The 15,433-nt window shown below is 69.2% G+C and carries 11 protein-coding genes; 7 read left to right on the forward strand and 4 right to left on the reverse strand.

The window, feature by feature from the left end:
• Nucleotides 1-220: 220 nt before the first annotated feature.
• A complete protein-coding gene (locus NL1_RS01980; RefSeq protein WP_067833484.1) occupies nt 221-2,074 on the forward strand; it encodes an ABC transporter ATP-binding protein in 1,854 nt (617 codons plus the stop codon).
• Nucleotides 2,071-3,807 (forward strand): ABC transporter ATP-binding protein, encoded by a 1,737-nt coding sequence (locus NL1_RS01985; protein ID WP_067833487.1) that lies wholly within the window; start codon nt 2,071-2,073, stop codon nt 3,805-3,807. Before NL1_RS01980 ends, NL1_RS01985 begins: the two co-directional genes overlap by 4 nt.
• A 197-nt stretch (nt 3,808-4,004) precedes the next feature.
• Here NL1_RS01985 and NL1_RS01990 read toward each other — a convergent pair whose 3' ends face one another.
• From NL1_RS01990 to NL1_RS02005, 4 genes are all read right to left on the reverse strand, one after another.
• Complete coding sequence (locus NL1_RS01990; RefSeq protein ID WP_067833490.1) at nt 4,005-4,712, reverse strand: siderophore-interacting protein; 708 nt, start codon at nt 4,710-4,712, stop codon at nt 4,005-4,007.
• A 58-nt stretch (nt 4,713-4,770) separates the two neighbouring features.
• Entirely contained in the window at nt 4,771-6,153 is a 1,383-nt protein-coding gene (locus NL1_RS01995; RefSeq protein ID WP_067833493.1) for an alpha/beta hydrolase family protein, read from the reverse strand.
• Between the two features lie 115 nt (nt 6,154-6,268).
• Nucleotides 6,269-6,976: a siderophore-interacting protein gene (locus tag NL1_RS02000; RefSeq protein ID WP_067833495.1), complete on the reverse strand. Its 708-nt coding sequence runs from the start codon at nt 6,974-6,976 to the stop codon at nt 6,269-6,271.
• A gap of 98 nt (nt 6,977-7,074) precedes the next feature.
• On the reverse strand, nt 7,075-7,542 hold the full coding sequence (locus NL1_RS02005) for an MTB12 C-terminal domain-containing protein (RefSeq protein ID WP_067833498.1): 468 nt from the start codon (nt 7,540-7,542) through the stop codon (nt 7,075-7,077).
• A 154-nt stretch (nt 7,543-7,696) separates the two neighbouring features.
• Between NL1_RS02005 and NL1_RS02010 the strand changes: the two genes are divergently transcribed.
• The 5 genes from NL1_RS02010 (at nt 7,697) to nbtC (ending at nt 15,430) form a co-directional block, all read left to right on the forward strand.
• On the forward strand, nt 7,697-8,995 hold the full coding sequence (locus NL1_RS02010) for a SidA/IucD/PvdA family monooxygenase (protein ID WP_067833630.1): 1,299 nt from the start codon (nt 7,697-7,699) through the stop codon (nt 8,993-8,995).
• A gap of 52 nt (nt 8,996-9,047) precedes the next feature.
• On the forward strand, nt 9,048-9,989 hold the full coding sequence (locus NL1_RS02015; RefSeq protein ID WP_067833501.1) for a methionyl-tRNA formyltransferase: 942 nt from the start codon (nt 9,048-9,050) through the stop codon (nt 9,987-9,989).
• A 241-nt stretch (nt 9,990-10,230) separates the two neighbouring features.
• On the forward strand, nt 10,231-10,986 hold the full coding sequence (locus NL1_RS02020) for a thioesterase II family protein (RefSeq protein ID WP_067833504.1): 756 nt from the start codon (nt 10,231-10,233) through the stop codon (nt 10,984-10,986).
• A 27-nt stretch (nt 10,987-11,013) separates the two neighbouring features.
• Entirely contained in the window at nt 11,014-12,336 is a 1,323-nt protein-coding gene (locus tag NL1_RS02025; RefSeq protein ID WP_067833506.1) for a beta-ketoacyl [acyl carrier protein] synthase domain-containing protein, read from the forward strand.
• Nucleotides 12,329-15,430 (forward strand): nocobactin polyketide synthase NbtC, encoded by a 3,102-nt coding sequence (gene nbtC, locus NL1_RS02030; protein WP_084510222.1) that lies wholly within the window; start codon nt 12,329-12,331, stop codon nt 15,428-15,430. Before NL1_RS02025 ends, nbtC begins: the two co-directional genes overlap by 8 nt.
• Nucleotides 15,431-15,433 lie beyond the last annotated feature (3 nt).

The raw sequence follows: 15,433 nt of genomic DNA on the forward strand, positions 1-15,433 counted from the left end.
GGGGAAAAGTAGTTCCCGATCCGGTGTTCCGGAACCGAGACGAAGCGCCGTTCACGCAACTTTCGACGCGGCGTCGGACAGCGGCAAAGCCACGGACTCGCGCGGCCACCGCCGTTCGCCTGCCGTTCCACCGTCGCGGGGAAAGTTAGCCTTACCTATCTTTCTGTGTGAAGATGAGGCGGATTCCGGCGAGGTACGCCAGAACGAGAGGCGAGGACACATGACGGTGGAGGTCACGCCGCACGCAGCGGCGGAGACGGGGAACCGGCCGCCCCGTGCGGTGGCGAAACAACGCAAGCAACAGCAGGCGCTGGCGCGCAAGGAGATTCTCGCGCCGGTGCAGGGGGCGCTGACGCTCGCCAGCATCGTCATGGCGATCGCTTCGGTCTGCACCGTGGTGCCGTTCATTCTGATCGTCGAGGCCTGCCGCGAACTGCTCGACGATCCGGTGGACACCGATCGGGTGTGGCGGCTGTTCGGTCTTTCGATGCTGGTGCTGCTGGTGCGCGCCCTGTTGCAGGCGGCGGCGTTGACCTGGACGCACCTGGTGGACGGCGGCTATCAGCTCACCGTGCGCCGCGCGCTCGCCGCCAAGCTGACCAGGGTGCCGCTCGGCTGGTTCGGCGAGCACGGCTCCGGCGAGGTGAAGAAGTACCTCCAAGACGACGTGGAGGCGCTGCACTATCTGGTGGCGCACGCGCGGCTGGAGTTCGTCGGCGCGCTGCTCGTGCCGCTCGTCTCGCTCGGCTATCTGTTCACCGTCGACTGGCGGCTGACGCTGGTCCTGCTGGTTCCGCTGTTCGTCTACGCCATGGCTTTCCGCAAGATGATGGACCGCGAGAGCATGGACCGCCTCGCGGTCTACACCCGCTGGGAGCGCCGGGTGCAGCAGGCGACCATCGAGTTCGTCGACGGCATCCAGGTGGTCCGCGCCTTCGGGCAGGCGGGCAAGGCGCATCGCGAGTTCCAGGACGCCGTCGACGGCCAGGCCGACAGCTTCGACCGGTGGAAGACGCCGATGATCCGGCTCCAGGCGGTGGCCGACATCATGATCTCCCCGGTGTTCGTGATGCTGGTGATCGTTGTCGCCGGATTGGCGGGCGTCGGCGCGGACTGGCTGGCTCCGCTCGACGTGCTGCCGTTCCTGCTGGTCGGTCTCGGTCTCGGCAGCGCGCTGCTCGGCCTCGGTTACGGGGGACAGGCGCTGCGTGCGGCGGGCGCGGCGGCCGAGCGACTGTACGAGGTGCAGCAGAGCCCCGAACTCGTCTCCGCCGCACCGGTATCCGACGAGCCTGGCGAGCAGGCCGAAGCGGGACGCGTCCGCTTCGAATCCGTCGGGTTCGGCTACCGCGAGGGTCACGAGGTGCTGCGCGACATCGACCTTGAGCTGCGGCCTGGCACCATCACCGCGCTGGTCGGCCCCAGCGGTTCCGGCAAGTCGACGCTGGCCAAACTGCTGCCGCGCTTCTACGACATCGGGTCGGGCCGGATCACGATCGGCGGCCGCGATATTCGCGACTACCCGAGCGACGAGCTCTATCGCACAGTCGGTTTCGTCTTCCAGGATGTGCGGCTGATCCGCGGCACCGTCCGCGAGAACCTGCTGCTCGCGGAGCCGGACGCCGACGACGCCGCGCTGGAGCGGGCGGCGCGCGCCGCCCAGATCCACGACCGCATCCTCGCGCTGCCCCGTGGCTACGACTCCGAGATCGGCGTCGACGCCACACTCTCCGGCGGTGAGGCGCAACGGCTTTCGGTGGCTCGTGCGTTGCTCGCCGATACGCCGGTGCTGGTGCTGGACGAGGCGACGGCCTTCGCCGACCCAGAATCGGAGGCGGCCGTGCAGGACGCGCTCGCCGCGCTGGTGGCCGGGCGCACCGTGCTGGTCATCGCGCACCGGCTGCACACCATCACCGGCGTGGACCGGATTCTGGTGCTGGAGAACGGCACCCTCGTCGAACAGGGCGATCACCGCACCCTGTCTGCGGCGGGCGGTACCTACCAGCGGCTCTGGGAGATCAACGAGGCGGCCCTTGGCGCGGTCTCGCTCGTGGAAAGTGAGACAGCCCGATGATTCGCAAAGTGCTCGGCCTAGTGCCCGCCGAATTCGCACCGCTGACACCGCGATTGCTCGCCGCGATCCTGGCGCAGGCGATCAGCCAGGCGGTCGCGTACCTGCTGCTGGTTCCGGTGCTCGAGGCACTGTTCGACGACGACCTCGGACGCGCCTGGTTCTGGGCGGCGCCGATGCTGGTCGCGGTCGGCGCCGTCGTGGTGTTCGGCTACCTGCAGGCCTCGCTCGGTCTGCGTATCGCGGTGGGCATGCAGCGCGGCCTGCAAACCCGGCTCGGCGATCACCTGAACGCGCTGCCGCTCGGCTGGTTCGAAACCCGCAGCTCCGGGCCGCTGTCGCGGGTCACGGTGGAGAACGTGCGCGAGATCCAGGGCGCCGTCGCCTATCTGCTCGCCAAGGTGGTCACCGGCATCGTGGTCCCGCTGGGCGTCGCCGTCGGCATGCTGTTCATCGACTGGCGGATCGCGCTGACCATGCTGCTCGCCGCCCCGGTGCTCTTCCTCGTCAACGGCCTCGCCAACCGCGCGTATCAGCGGGCCGATCATGGCATGCACGCGGCGGCGGCCGAAGCCGATTCGCGCGTGGTGGAATTCGCGCAGGCCCAGCCGGTGCTGCGCGCGTTCGGCGCCGTCGGATCGGGCAACAAGGCGCTGGACAGTGCGCTGCGGCAACAGCGTTCGGCCAACACCAGGATGGTCTTCACCTCGGTGCCGAGCCTGATCGTCTTCGCGCTCTTCGTGCAGGCCGTGTTCCTGGTCCTGGTCTACGTGGTGATCGCCCGGGTGACCGACGGCGCCGTCTCGGCCGCAGGCGCGATCGCGCTGATCGCGGTCGGTTCGCGGTTCATCGAGCCGTTGAATCAGGCCGCGCAGCTGGGCAACGGCCTGCGCTCGGCCGCCGCCGCGGTCGACCGGGTCACCGCGCTGCTCGTGGAAAAGGCGCTGCCCGCTGCGGATTCGCCGGTGACACCGGGCACGCCGACCGTGGTCTTCGACAACGTCAGCTTCGGCTACCGCCCGGGCGAGCCGGTGCTCTCCGACATCACCTTCAGCGTCCCGGCCGGGACCACGACCGCGATCGTCGGCCCCAGCGGCGCGGGCAAGACGACGCTGCTGCGGTTGGCCGCGCGGTTCTACGACGTGGACGCCGGACGGGTCGCCGTCGGCGAGCACGATGTGCGGGAACAGCCTTCGGAGACACTGCTGAACCAGCTGTCGCTGGTCTTCCAGAACGTCTACCTGTTCGACCGGTCGGTGTCGGACAACATTCGGATCGGCCGCCCCGAGGCCACCGACGCCGAGGTGCGCCGCGCCGCCGAGGCCGCGCGGGTCGACGAGATCGCCCAGCGCCTGCCGGACGGCTACGACACCGCCGTCGGCGAGGGCGGCGCCGCGCTGTCCGGCGGTGAGCGGCAACGGGTCTCGATCGCCCGCGCCCTGCTGAAGGACGCGCCGATCGTGCTGCTGGACGAGGCGACCAGCGCGCTGGACCCGCACAGCGAGGCGGTGGTGGTGCGCGGCGTGCACGAGCTCACCAGGGACAAGACCGTGATCGTGGTAGCGCACCGCCTGGCCACCATCGCGCACGCGGATCAGATCCTGTTCGTCGACGGCGGTCGCATCGTCGAGCGCGGCACGCACGCCGAGCTGCTCGCGCAGGGCGGTCGCTACGCCGACTTCTGGAACGAGCGCAGTCGCGCGTCGGGCTGGCGGTTGGAACCGGCCGGCATCTGATCCGGCGACAACGAGAACGGGCCGCCCCGGAGTGTTTCGCGGCGGCCCGTTCGGTTCTGGACCCGGCTGACGCTGTCGGACGCGTCCGTTCTCAGTCCGCGCTCGGACAGTGCGAAGGCGGAGGTACGCACAGTTGGCGCAACCGGACGGAGTCCGCCCTAGCCCCGCGCATGGCCGGAGCGAAGGCAGAGATACGCCTACTTCCAGTAGGCCTGGTACTTCAGCTGGGTCTTCGGCAGATGGTGGGTCTGCTTGAGCGTCTTGACGATCGAGCGGGTGGTGTGGCCGTCGCAGGCCACCCAGGCGAAAGCGTCCGCTGCGCAGGAAATCTCCTGGGCTTGTTCGCGCAGCAGACGGCCGTCGTCAACGCGCTGGAGCCAGGTGAGCTGGTGGTGCGGCTTGTTGCGGACCGGCAGGGTCTGATCGGATTCGTACTGCCACTCCAGCCAGACGCGGGCGGGCGCGTCGCCGATCGCGTCGAGCAGCGAGTTGATCGCGGGCAGCGAGGCGGTGTCGCCGAAGACCAGGTATTCGCTCGGCGTCGTCGCAGGCAGCTCGAACTTCGACCCGAGCACCGACGCCTCGACCTCGTCGCCGACCTTCGCCCGCTGCGCCCACGTGCTGGCCGGGCCGGTGTGCACCGCGAACTCGATGTGGAAATGGTCGTTCGCGGGATCCTGATCGACGGCCGTGTATGCGCGGTGGTGCAGCTTGTCGGTCTCCGCGTCCGGGATCCAGAGCCGGATGAACTGCGTCGGGTGCACCGGGTGGTCGGCGAGCAACCCGCCCGCGGTGAACCCGATCCGCTGGTATTTGTCGGTGATCGCCTCGGTCGACGTCACGCGCAGTCGGTAGTCATCGGCGCGCCACACCTTCATGATGACGCCGTTTGCCCCTCGTCCCATGGGGCATAAGGTTAGCCTAACGAAACTGGGTTGTCGCCTGGTGGTTGCCGATCGGTGGTCAGCGCCCGACGATTCCGCCCCGAATATCGCGGTGTGCCGCCGCCGTTGCCACCACGTCGGCACGCGGCCCGCCCAGCGGTTCGCTGAGAAACGCCACCACGATGTCCGCGGCCACGTGCTGCGTCGGGCCCGGTCCCCGCGATCCGCCGATCACTTGCGCCGCCGCGAACCGGCCCGGCCCGGAGAGGAACAGCGGCACGTCGGTGAAGCTGTAGTGGTTGGCGTCGCCGATCTCGAAACGGAAGCCGCCGGCGCCGAGCCTGCCGAGCAGCGCGGCGTTGCGCTCCAGGAAATTCGCGGAATGTCCTGTCTCGTCGTGCTCGCTCTCCATCAGCAGGAAGGGTTGGCGCAGCGTGCGATTGGGCAGATGGCCATACAGGGTGCCGTCGATGTTCGCGGCGGCGCGGATGCGATCGTCGTCGGCGGCCGCCGCGGCCGCGGCCGCACCGCCGAACGAATGCCCGATGGCGGCGATGTGCTCGGTGTCGAGACGACCGGACAGACGCGGGCCGAGCGCGCCGGGCCGGTCGAGTTGATCGAGGACGAACCGCAGGTCGGCGGCCCGCACCGCCTGCTGCTCGGTCATGTACCGCTCCCCGGCGGCGTCGTCGGCCGGGAAGTCGCCGACCGGCGTCGCGAGGCGGCCGTCGGCGAGTTCGACCACAGCAGTCTCGTAGGGGTGATCGACGGCGAGGATCACGAACCCGCGGCTGGCCAGCTCGGCGACCAGCGCGGTGTAGAACGCGCGCGGCGCACCGTATCCCGGCGAGAACAGCACCACCGGCCAGCGGTCACGGTCGCGGGCGAGAGATGCGCCGTAGTCGCCGTGTGTGTCGATGTGGTCGTAGCCGCGCATGAGAAAGCTCGGGATCTGGCTCACCTGCCGCGGCAACTTGCCCAGTCCGTCGAGGTATCGTGAGCCGCTTCCAGTCGCCTCGGCCGCGGGATACCAGGCCTGCGCGATGACGTTGCGGTGGTCGGCCGGGTCGTCCGTCGCGGTTTCCGGTCGGCCCGGATCGACCCAGCGGAATGTCTCGGTGCCGACCGGATACGGCCCGCTCGGCGCGGGCAGCGTCGGCACCGGCGGCAGCACCCACGCGAAAGCCGCTGCGACGACCAGCAATCCGATTCCCACGCGCGCCGCGACCCCGCCGAACCGCCCGCTCGGCCGGGCCGCGACGAACCACGCGGTGGCCACCAGCAGCAGATACGTCGGAAGGAACTGCCAGTAGAACCCTTCACGCAGCCACTGGACGGCTGCCACGAGCGCCACGGCGCCGAGCAGCCCCAGCGCGGGCGCGCGCCCGATCCGCTCGGTGCACATCACCGCCACCGCGCACACGATCGCGGCCAAGGGAATCACCGCATTGATGAGCGACATAGCTGCCTCGTTTCCACTCGGACAACGGATTCGAGGTCGAGTCTGGCGCGCGATCGGATCGTTGCGCGTCGGCAGCAGGTCGCAAGGTGATCATCCGGAGGGATGACCACGGAAACTACTTCCAGTAGGCCTGCGACTTGATCGCGGTCTTGGGCAGGTTGTGGGTCTGCTTGAGCGTTTTGACGATCGAGCGGGTGGTGTGGCCGTCGCAGGCGACCCAGGCGAAAGCGTCTGCCGAGCAGGCGATCTCCTGCGAGTGCTCGCGCAGCAGGCGGCCGTCGTCGACGCGCTGGAGCCAAGTGACCTGGTGGTGCGGCTTGTTGCGGACCGGCAATGTCTGGTCGGATTCGTATTGCCATTCCAGCCACACCCGGGCCGGAACGTCACCGATGGCGTCGAGCAGCGAGTTGATCGCGGGGAGCGAGGCGGTGTCGCCGAACATCAGGTATTCGCTCGGCGCGGTTTCCGGAAGTTCGAAACTGGAGCCGAGCACCGACGCGTCCAGCACGTCGCCGACCGCCGCATTGATGGCCCAGCGCGCGGCGGGACCGTCGTGCACGGCGAATTCGATGGCGAACGTGCCCGCTTCGGGATCGGGGTCCACCAGCGTGTAGCCGCGGTGGTGCAACTTCTCGGTCTCGAGGTCAGGGATCCACAGCCGAATCCACTGGGTGGGGTGCACCGGATGGTCGGCGAGCAGGCCGCCCGCGTCGAAGCCGAGCCGAATGTATTTGTCCGTGACGTATTCCGTCGCGGTGACGGTGAGCCGGTAGTCCTGACCGCCCCACGCTTTCACAATGACGCCGTTGAAACCTCTGCCCATAGAGGTGAGGTTAGCCTAAGCTGGGTTGAATGTCATGAGGTACCCCGCAACGACGTCGGCCCCCGCCGTAGCGGGGGCCGAATCGTGCACGCGCCTGGTCAGCAGCCCTGACCGACGAAGTTGCCGATGGTGCAGACGGATTCGCGGCTCAGCTTCCAGGTGCCGTCGATCTGCTTCCAGGTCAGATCGAAGGTCCACGGCTCGTAACCCTCGGTGGCGGTGTACAGCACCGCGGACAGGGTGTCGCCGTTGACCGAAACCGGGCCGGTGACGTCCCAGCGCCAGCTCGCCGGAGCGATGGCGATCAGCGCGGCCGCGGTGTCGAAGGCGGGCAGGCCTGCCTCGCCGTTCTCCAGCTCGGCGGCGCGCGCGGCGCGCGACGCACCCGCGTTGAACAGCAGCGCCATCTTGGCGCGCAGTTCACCGGTGCTCGGCGCCTTCGTGAGCAGCGGGGCGGTGATCGGCGCGGCCTCGGCGATCGCGGCGGTGGTGACGGTGCCGAACGCGCCGACCAGGGCGGCAGCGGCAAAGGCCACCGCGCCCAGCTTCTTTCGGGTGCTGATCATGAAGTAATTCCCATCGTTCTCGTGCCGAGGAGCTCCCCGCTGTGGGGATCGACACTGCGGTTCACTGTAAGGTAAGCCTATGCAAACATGAAGGCGGGGGTTCGTCGATGTGGGCGCGAACACGGATACGCGCGATGTGAGAGTGGGAGAACCGGTGGAAACACTTGTGGTGATCGGCGCGGGTCCGAAGGCGATGGCCGTCGCCGCCAAGGCGCACGTACTGCGCGAACTGGGGCTGCCCGCACCGCGGGTCGTCGTGGTGGAAGCGCAGACGGTGGGCGGCAATTGGCTGCCCAGCGGCGGCTGGACCGACGGTCAGCACCGGCTCGGCACCAGCCCGGAGAAGGACGTGGGCTTCCCGTACCACTCCACCTGGGCGCGTGGCCACAACCGCGCGATCAACGAGGCCATGACGGCGTTCAGCTGGACCTCCTTCCTGGTGGACCAGGGCACCTACGCCGAGTGGATCGACCGTGGGCGTCCGAGTCCGCAGCACCACGTCTGGGCCAAGTACCTCCAGTGGGTCGCGGCGCGTACCGATTTCGAACTCGTCCTCGGCACCGTGCGAACCATCGCCGCCGCGGCCGACGGCTGGCTGATCACCGCGGTCGACGCCGACGGCATTCCGACCGAAATCGACGCCGACGCACTGATGATCACCGGTCCTGGCCGCAGCGAGAAGGCGCTCGCCAAGCACCCCAAGGTGCTCAGCGTCGCGGAATTCTGGGACCTCGCCGGCAAGCGCAAGCTGCCGGTCTCCTCGCGCGCGGCCGTCATCGGCGGCGGCGAGACGGCCGGTTCGGCGCTGGACGAACTGGTCCGCCACGGCATGCTGTCCATCTCGGTGATCTCTCCGATGGCCACGATCTACACCCGCGGCGAAAGCTATTTCGAGAACTCGCTGTTCAGTGATCCGATCAAGTGGGGCTCGCTGAGCACCGAGGAGCGCAGGGACGTCATCCGCCGCACCGACCGCGGCGTGTTCTCGGTCCGGGTGCAGGAAAGCCTGCTCGCCGACAACCGGGTGCACCACATGCAGGGCCGCGTCGTGCGAATCGCCGATCATGGCGACGGCGTCGCGCTGACGCTGCGCAACGAGATGCGCCCCGATCAGATTCACAACTTCGACTTGGTTATCGACGCCACGGGCGGTCAGCCGCTGTGGTTCGTAGATCTGTTCGACGCCAACGCCTCCGACCTGATCGAGCTGGCCGTCGGCGGGCAGGTGACACAGGCCAGGATCGAGTCCTCGATCGGCTACGACCTGGCCGTGCAGGGCTTGGACGCAAAGCTGTACCTGCCCAACCTCGCCGCGCTGGCGCAGGGGCCTGGGTTCCCGAATCTCAGCTGCCTCGGCGAACTCTCGGATCGCGTGCTGCGCAGCGAATCGGTGCGCCCGGCGCGCGGCGCGCGGGTCGAGTCGAGCGCCGCAGACAACCGCCAGCTACTCTAGCGAGCCTAATATAGGATAGCCTCAGCTTACTTCTACGAAGGGTGCACCTCTCATGCGCGTCGTATCGTTCGGCTTCCAGACCTGGGGCCGGCGGACCTTGCAGGCTCTGATCGATTCCCGGCACGAGGTCGTCCTCGCGGTCACCCATCCGGCGAGTGATCATTCGTACAAGGGGATCTGGGGCGACTCGGTCGAGGAGTTGGCGCGCGAGCACGGCATTCCGGTGCACCTCACCGAGCGCGCCGACGCCGAGACCATCGACCTGGTGAAGCGCGTCGAGCCCGACGTCATCGTGGTCAACAGCTGGTACACCTGGATGCCGCCGGAGCTGTACCAGCTGCCGCCGCACGGCACACTGAACCTGCATGATTCGCTGCTGCCGAAATTCACCGGGTTCTCGCCGGTGCTGTGGGCGCTGATCAGCGGCGCCGCCGAGACCGGGTTGACCATCCACCGCATGGACGAGGGTTTGGACACCGGCGACATCATCGTGCAGAAATCGCTTCCGATCGGCCCGGCCGCCACCGGCACCGAATTGGTACTGGCCGGAATGGATCTGATCCCGGAGGCGCTGAACGAGGCTCTCGACGCCATTGATTCGGGCACCGCGGTGTGGCGTCCGCAGAACAAGTCCGAGCGCACCTTCTTCCACAAGCGATCCGATCGCGACAGCCGGATCGACTGGAGCTGGCCGGCGGTGGACTTGGAGCGCTTCGTGCGCGCGCTGTCCGCGCCCTACCCGCCCGCCTTCGGCTACTACCGGGGTCAGCGCGTCGAGGTGCTCGCTGCCACGGTGTCGGAGGGCTGCTACGGCGGCACGGTCGGACGTGTCGTGGTGCACGAGGACGGCGCCGCCGTGGTGTGCGGGCCCGAGGCGTTTCGCGGGAACAACCGCGCTTTGGTGATTACGCGGGTGCGCACGGCCGACGGGGTGGAGCGATCCGCTGCCGAAGTCTTCGCGCGCGGCGGATATTTGACCGACGCCCCGGAGTGATCTTCACGACGTGACAGGTGGGTCGCGAGAGGGATCTCGCGGCCCACACGTGTATCCGGCGGCTGTTCGAGTCGCTGTTTCTGTTCGCGCGACCTCGATCCCGAGTGGCGAAGTTACCCTAGCCTTACATCAGTAAGGTTACCCTATGCTAACGTCGCTGGGTTAGCGTTGCCCGGCCCGTCGCCAGTTCGAGGACGGAGTCGAGCGGCTGGCGCAGCGATACCGTGATGCAGGAGCCGTAATGCCGAAAACCCTTGGTTGGATTCGCAAATTCCACAAGCCGAGCTCGGAATCGAGCCCGACGTTGCTGATGTTCCCGCACGCGGGCAGCGGCGCCTCCGCCTACCGCACCTTCTCCAAGGCGCTGAGCGAGAATTTCGACGTCGTGATCTTCCAGTACCCGGGCCGTCAGGACCGGGCGGCCGAGCCGATGCCGACGACCCTGCCCGAGGTGGCGGCGGGCGCGCTGAGCGCGTTCCTGGAGTCGGAATACCACCGCGGCGAGCCCATCACGGTCTTCGGGCACAGCATGGGCTCGATGGTCGGGTTCGAATTCGTCCGCCAGGCCGAGGCCGCGGGCGTCGAGGTGAACCTGTTCGGCGCCTCGGGCGCGGTCGCGCCGTTCCGGGTCGTCGACATGCCGCAGCACCCCACCGAGGACGAGGCGCTGCTCGATCATCTCGCCGGGCTCAACGGCACCGGCGCGGATGTGCTCGGCAGCCGCGAGATCATGCGCATGACGCTTCCCGCCCTCAAGGCCGACTACGCCGCCTTCGACCGCTATGTGTGCGGGCCCGAGGTGAAGCTGCGCACCAGGCTGCACGTCATGGGCGGCTCCGACGACGAGCACGTCACCGCGCGGCACCTGCAGGAGTGGGCGACGCACAGCGAGCGGGACATCACCGTCACCCTTTTCGACGGCGGGCATTTCTACCTGAACGACCACGTGGACGGCATTGCTGAATTGCTGACGTCCGAAGTTCTTTCCGCGAGATAGTTCGCGAATTCGCACGTTAGGTTTGGCATGGCACGCTCTGTTTCGGGGGACGAAGATCACATTGTCATCGCCGGTATGGCGGTGGAAGCGCCGGGGGGCGTCGACAATCTGGACGATTTCTGGTCGGCACTCGCCGAATCGCGAGAATTGATCGGACCTTTTCCGCGCGACCGGGAATGGCCGCTACGCGAAATGTTCGCCCTCGACCGGAACGAAGGCTGGGGCTCCGTGCCGGACGCCGGTGGATTCCTTTCCACCGCAACCGAATTCGATCCGCAATTCTTCGGAATCACGCCGCGTGAGGCGGTCGCGATGGATCCGCAGCAGCGGGTCGCGTTGCGGGTGGCCTGGCGCGCGCTCGAACACGCGGGCATCAATCCCGGTGCGCTGGCGGGTGACGAGGTCGGCTGCTTCATGGGCGCCTCGTTCTCCGAATACGGCCCGCGCGCGGGAGAAGTCAACGAGTACAACGGCTACCGAGCCGTCGGCACCGCGCTCGGCGCGGTCGCCGGGCGCATCTCGCACGGCCTCGGCCTGGTAGGGCCGTCGATCACCGTGGACACCGCGTGCGCGTCGTCGCTGACCGCCGTGCATCAGGCCGCCGCTGCGATCCGGAACGGCGAATGCGACTGGGCGCTCGCGGGCGGCGTGTGCGTGATGGGTTCGCCCGGCGCGTTCTACGAGTTCGCCAAGAACAACGCGCTGGCCGCGGACGGCCACCTGCGCGCCTACTCCGCGAGCGCCACCGGAACCCTGTGGGGCGAGGGCGCCGGAGTCGTCGTGCTGGAACGCGAGTCGCGGGCCCGCGAGCTCGGCCACCGCGTGTACGCCAGGGTGCTGGCCACGAGGGTCAACCACAACGGCAAGGGCGCGCCGATCGCGGTGCCGAGCGCGCAGGCGCAGGAAGCGCTGGTGCGCAAGACGATCGACGCGGCAGGCATCGACCCGAGCCTGGTCGGCCTCGTCGAGGGGCACGGCACCGGAACGCCGGTGGGCGACCCGTTGGAGCTCACCGCGCTGTGCAAGACCTACGGCACCGATACCGAGCGCGGGCCGCGGCTGGGTTCGGTGAAGACCAACGTCGGCCACGCGCAGGCCGCCGCGGGCATGCTCGGGCTGATCAAGGTGCTGCTGTGCGGCGCCAACGGCCACATCGCCCCGACACTGCACGCGGGCGATCCCGCCCCCGCGGTGGATTGGAGCGCGACCGGGCTGCGTCTGGCCACGAAGCTCGAGCCGTGGCAAGCGCACGAGGGCTTCCGCTACGCCGCGGTCTCGTCGTTCGGCGTCGCTGGCACGAACGCGCACGCCATCCTGGCCATGCCGGTTCTGGAGGATATCGATGCCTGATTACCGTCTCCCGGACGGCGCCGTTCCGGTGCTGCTGTCCTCCGACACCGCCGACGGGCTGCGCGCCGAAGCCGCCGCCGTGCTCTCCTACCTGGAGCGCCACGAGCGCGTGACGCCGGACGCCGTGTCGGACATGCTGTTCCGCACCAGGATCGCGCGCCGCCGCCGCGCGCTCGCGATGGTGCGCACCCGCGACGACCTGTTCGACGCGCTGCGCGCCGTCGTCGCGGACGCCCCGCACCCCGCGGTGGTGAGCACCGTCGGACTCGCTTCGCCGCGCCGCGTCGGTTTCGTCTTCCCCGGTCAGGGCAGTCAGCGGCCGGGCATGGGCCGCTCCTACTACGAGAACTCACCGGAGTACCGCGCCGAGGTCGACGCCTGCGTCGAGATCCACGAGCAGCGCTACGGCCACATCGCGCCGTTCCACTACTTGCTCGGAAACGAGGGCGAATACCAGGACACGGTCTGGGAAGTGCAGCCCGCCTTGATGTTCCACATGTCCGGCTTGGCCGCCATGTGGCAGGCGTACGGGGTGCGCCCGGTCGCGACGGTCGGCCACAGCCAAGGCGAACTGGCCGCGGGCTGGGTGTCGGGCATCATGACCCGGCGCGACGCGGTGCTGGCCGTAACCCACCGGGCGCGGTTCGTGGACGAGGTCGTGTACCCCGAGCAGTACTCGATGGCCGTGCTCGGCATGGACCGCGAGGCGTGCGAGGCGCTGCTGGCCAGGCATTCCGGCTGGGCCGAGCTCGCCGTCGTGAACGCGCCGCACATCCTTGCCATCTCCGGCGACCAGGACACCGTCGCCGAGATGGTGGCGATGGCCAACGCCGCGGGGAAGTTCGCCAAGGAGATCAAGGTCGCCTACCCGGCGCACACCACGTTCCTGATCAAGCTCCGCAATGAGATGGAGTCGGTGCTCGGCGACGAGATGAGCGCGCCGACCTTCTCGCCCACCGACATCACCTGCTACGGCGGCACTCTCGGCGGTCCGATCACACCGGACATCACGCACCGGCAGTACTGGTACTGGAACCTGCGCAACCGGGTCCGCTTCGACCGCGCCGTCGTGGCCGCCACCGCCGAGGTCGACACCTTCATCGAGGTCGCCGAACACCCCACGCTGCAACTGGCGCTGCAGGAGAACCTGGCCACCGTGCCGGACGACCCGGCAACCGGACCGCGCGACTTCCAGGTGCTCGGCACCTCGCGGCGCACCGCGGTCGGGCTGGAGGATTTCACGCGCAACCTCGCGACCCTTGCCGTGCACGACCTGAACTACGACTGGCAGAGCCTGCGAGTGGCGGGCTCCGCCGTCCGGCTTCCGCTGCCGAACTTCCCGCACACCCAGATGTCGCCGAAGCGGCTGTGGGCACCGTATCGGTCCGCGGAGACGGCGGGACCTGCCGAGGTCGCGCCGGTTCGCTTGGCGGAGAACTGGACTCGGCTCTCCCGGCGCACGCTGACGCCGCCGCGCACGGTGGCCGTCGTCGACCGCGACGGTCGCTGCGCCGAGCTGTCCGCCGCGCTGCGCGAGCGCGCCGAACGGCACGGCGCGTCGGTGACGATGTTCGATGGTTCGCCCGTCGAGCAGGCCGACACGGTCGTGGTGCTGTTGCCTCCGAGCAGCGCGCAGGACGAGGCGGCCGCGGTCGCCGAGTTCGCCGACTTCGCTACCGATCAGGGCTGGCTCGCGGCGCTCGGCCCGCGCGTCACCGAGTGCTGGCTGGTTACGGCGGGTGCGGAAGCGGTGGGCGAGAACGAGATTCCCGCGCTCGCCGCCGCCGCGGCCGGTGCGGCCTTCCGCTGCGTCGCGCTGGAGCGCATCGGCGTCACCTTCCGCCGCATCGACCTGCCCGCGGACTACCCGGCGCTGGAGCAGAAGCTGCCCGCCGACCGGATCCTGGAAGCCCTGCACCTGGCGGGTGAGCCCGAACTCGCGATGCGCGACGGCAAGCTGCACGCCAAGCGACTCGCCGTGGCCGAGCAGGCCACGACGGCCGCCGCACCCGATCTCGCCGAAGTGCTGATCGTCGGCGGCACCGGGCACGTCGGCCTGGAGTTCTGCGCGCAGTTCGTCCGCGACGGCGCGCGCCGGATCACTCTCGTGAACCGCAGCGGCGAGACTGCCGCCCTGACCGAACGGCTGCGCGCCGTCCGCGCGCTCGGCGACACCGAGATCGACGTGTTCGGTTGCGATATCAGCGATCCCGCCGCGGTCGCCGAGCTGGCCGCCCGGTACGCGGACCGCCCGGTGAGCCTGCTGGCGCACGCGGCCGTGGACTACGTGTACTCCGCCGCGACGGACGCCGACGCCGCGGCCGTCGCCCAGGCGGGCGCCGCCAAGGTGGTCGGCTTCGGCGAGGTGCTGCGCGCCCTGCCGATGACACCGGCCGCCACCGTGCTGCTGTGCTCGTCCTTCGCCGCCACCCTCGGCGGCTGGGGCCAGGCGCTGTACGCGGGCACCAACCGCATGCTCGACGCCATGGCCTGGCGGCTGCGCGCCGAGGGCCGCGCGTGCACGTCGGTGCAGTGGGGTCTGTGGGTGCTGCCCGCCGCGGCCGACGCGGCGGTCGAGGCCAGGATCGAGGGCTCGGGTCTGCTGCCGATGGCGGCGGCCGGCGCGGTGGCGGCCGGGCTGGCCGACACCTCCGCCAACAGCCTGGTGCTCGCGGCGGACTGGTCGAAGCTGCGCGGCGTCACCGAAACCGTCGGACTCGAACCGGTTTTCGCCTCAGCGCTCGACGCGCTGGCGGAACTGGCTCCCGCTCCCGCTCCCGCGCCGACCGCACAGGCCGCCGAGCCGGTGCGCGCCGAGACCGCCCCGGCCCCAGTGGTTTCCGCGCCGTCGCTTCCGGAAGCGGGCTTCGCCGAACGTATCCGCAAGGAGCTGGACCGCGTCATGCTCTCCGACGGCAGCGAGGCCATCGACGGCACGGTCCCGCTGGTCTCGCTGGGCATGGACTCGTTGCAGGCGCTCGATCTGCGCAAACGGCTCAAGGCCGAACTGAACCGCGACCTTCCGGTCGCCGCCATTCTCGGCGGCGCGTCCCTGGATGACGTCGTGTCGCTGATGTCCGAGAACAAAGGCTGAGGA

Source organism: Nocardia lijiangensis NBRC 108240 (genome assembly GCF_001613045.1).
GTDB classification, from domain to species: Bacteria; Actinomycetota; Actinomycetes; order Mycobacteriales; family Mycobacteriaceae; genus Nocardia; species Nocardia lijiangensis.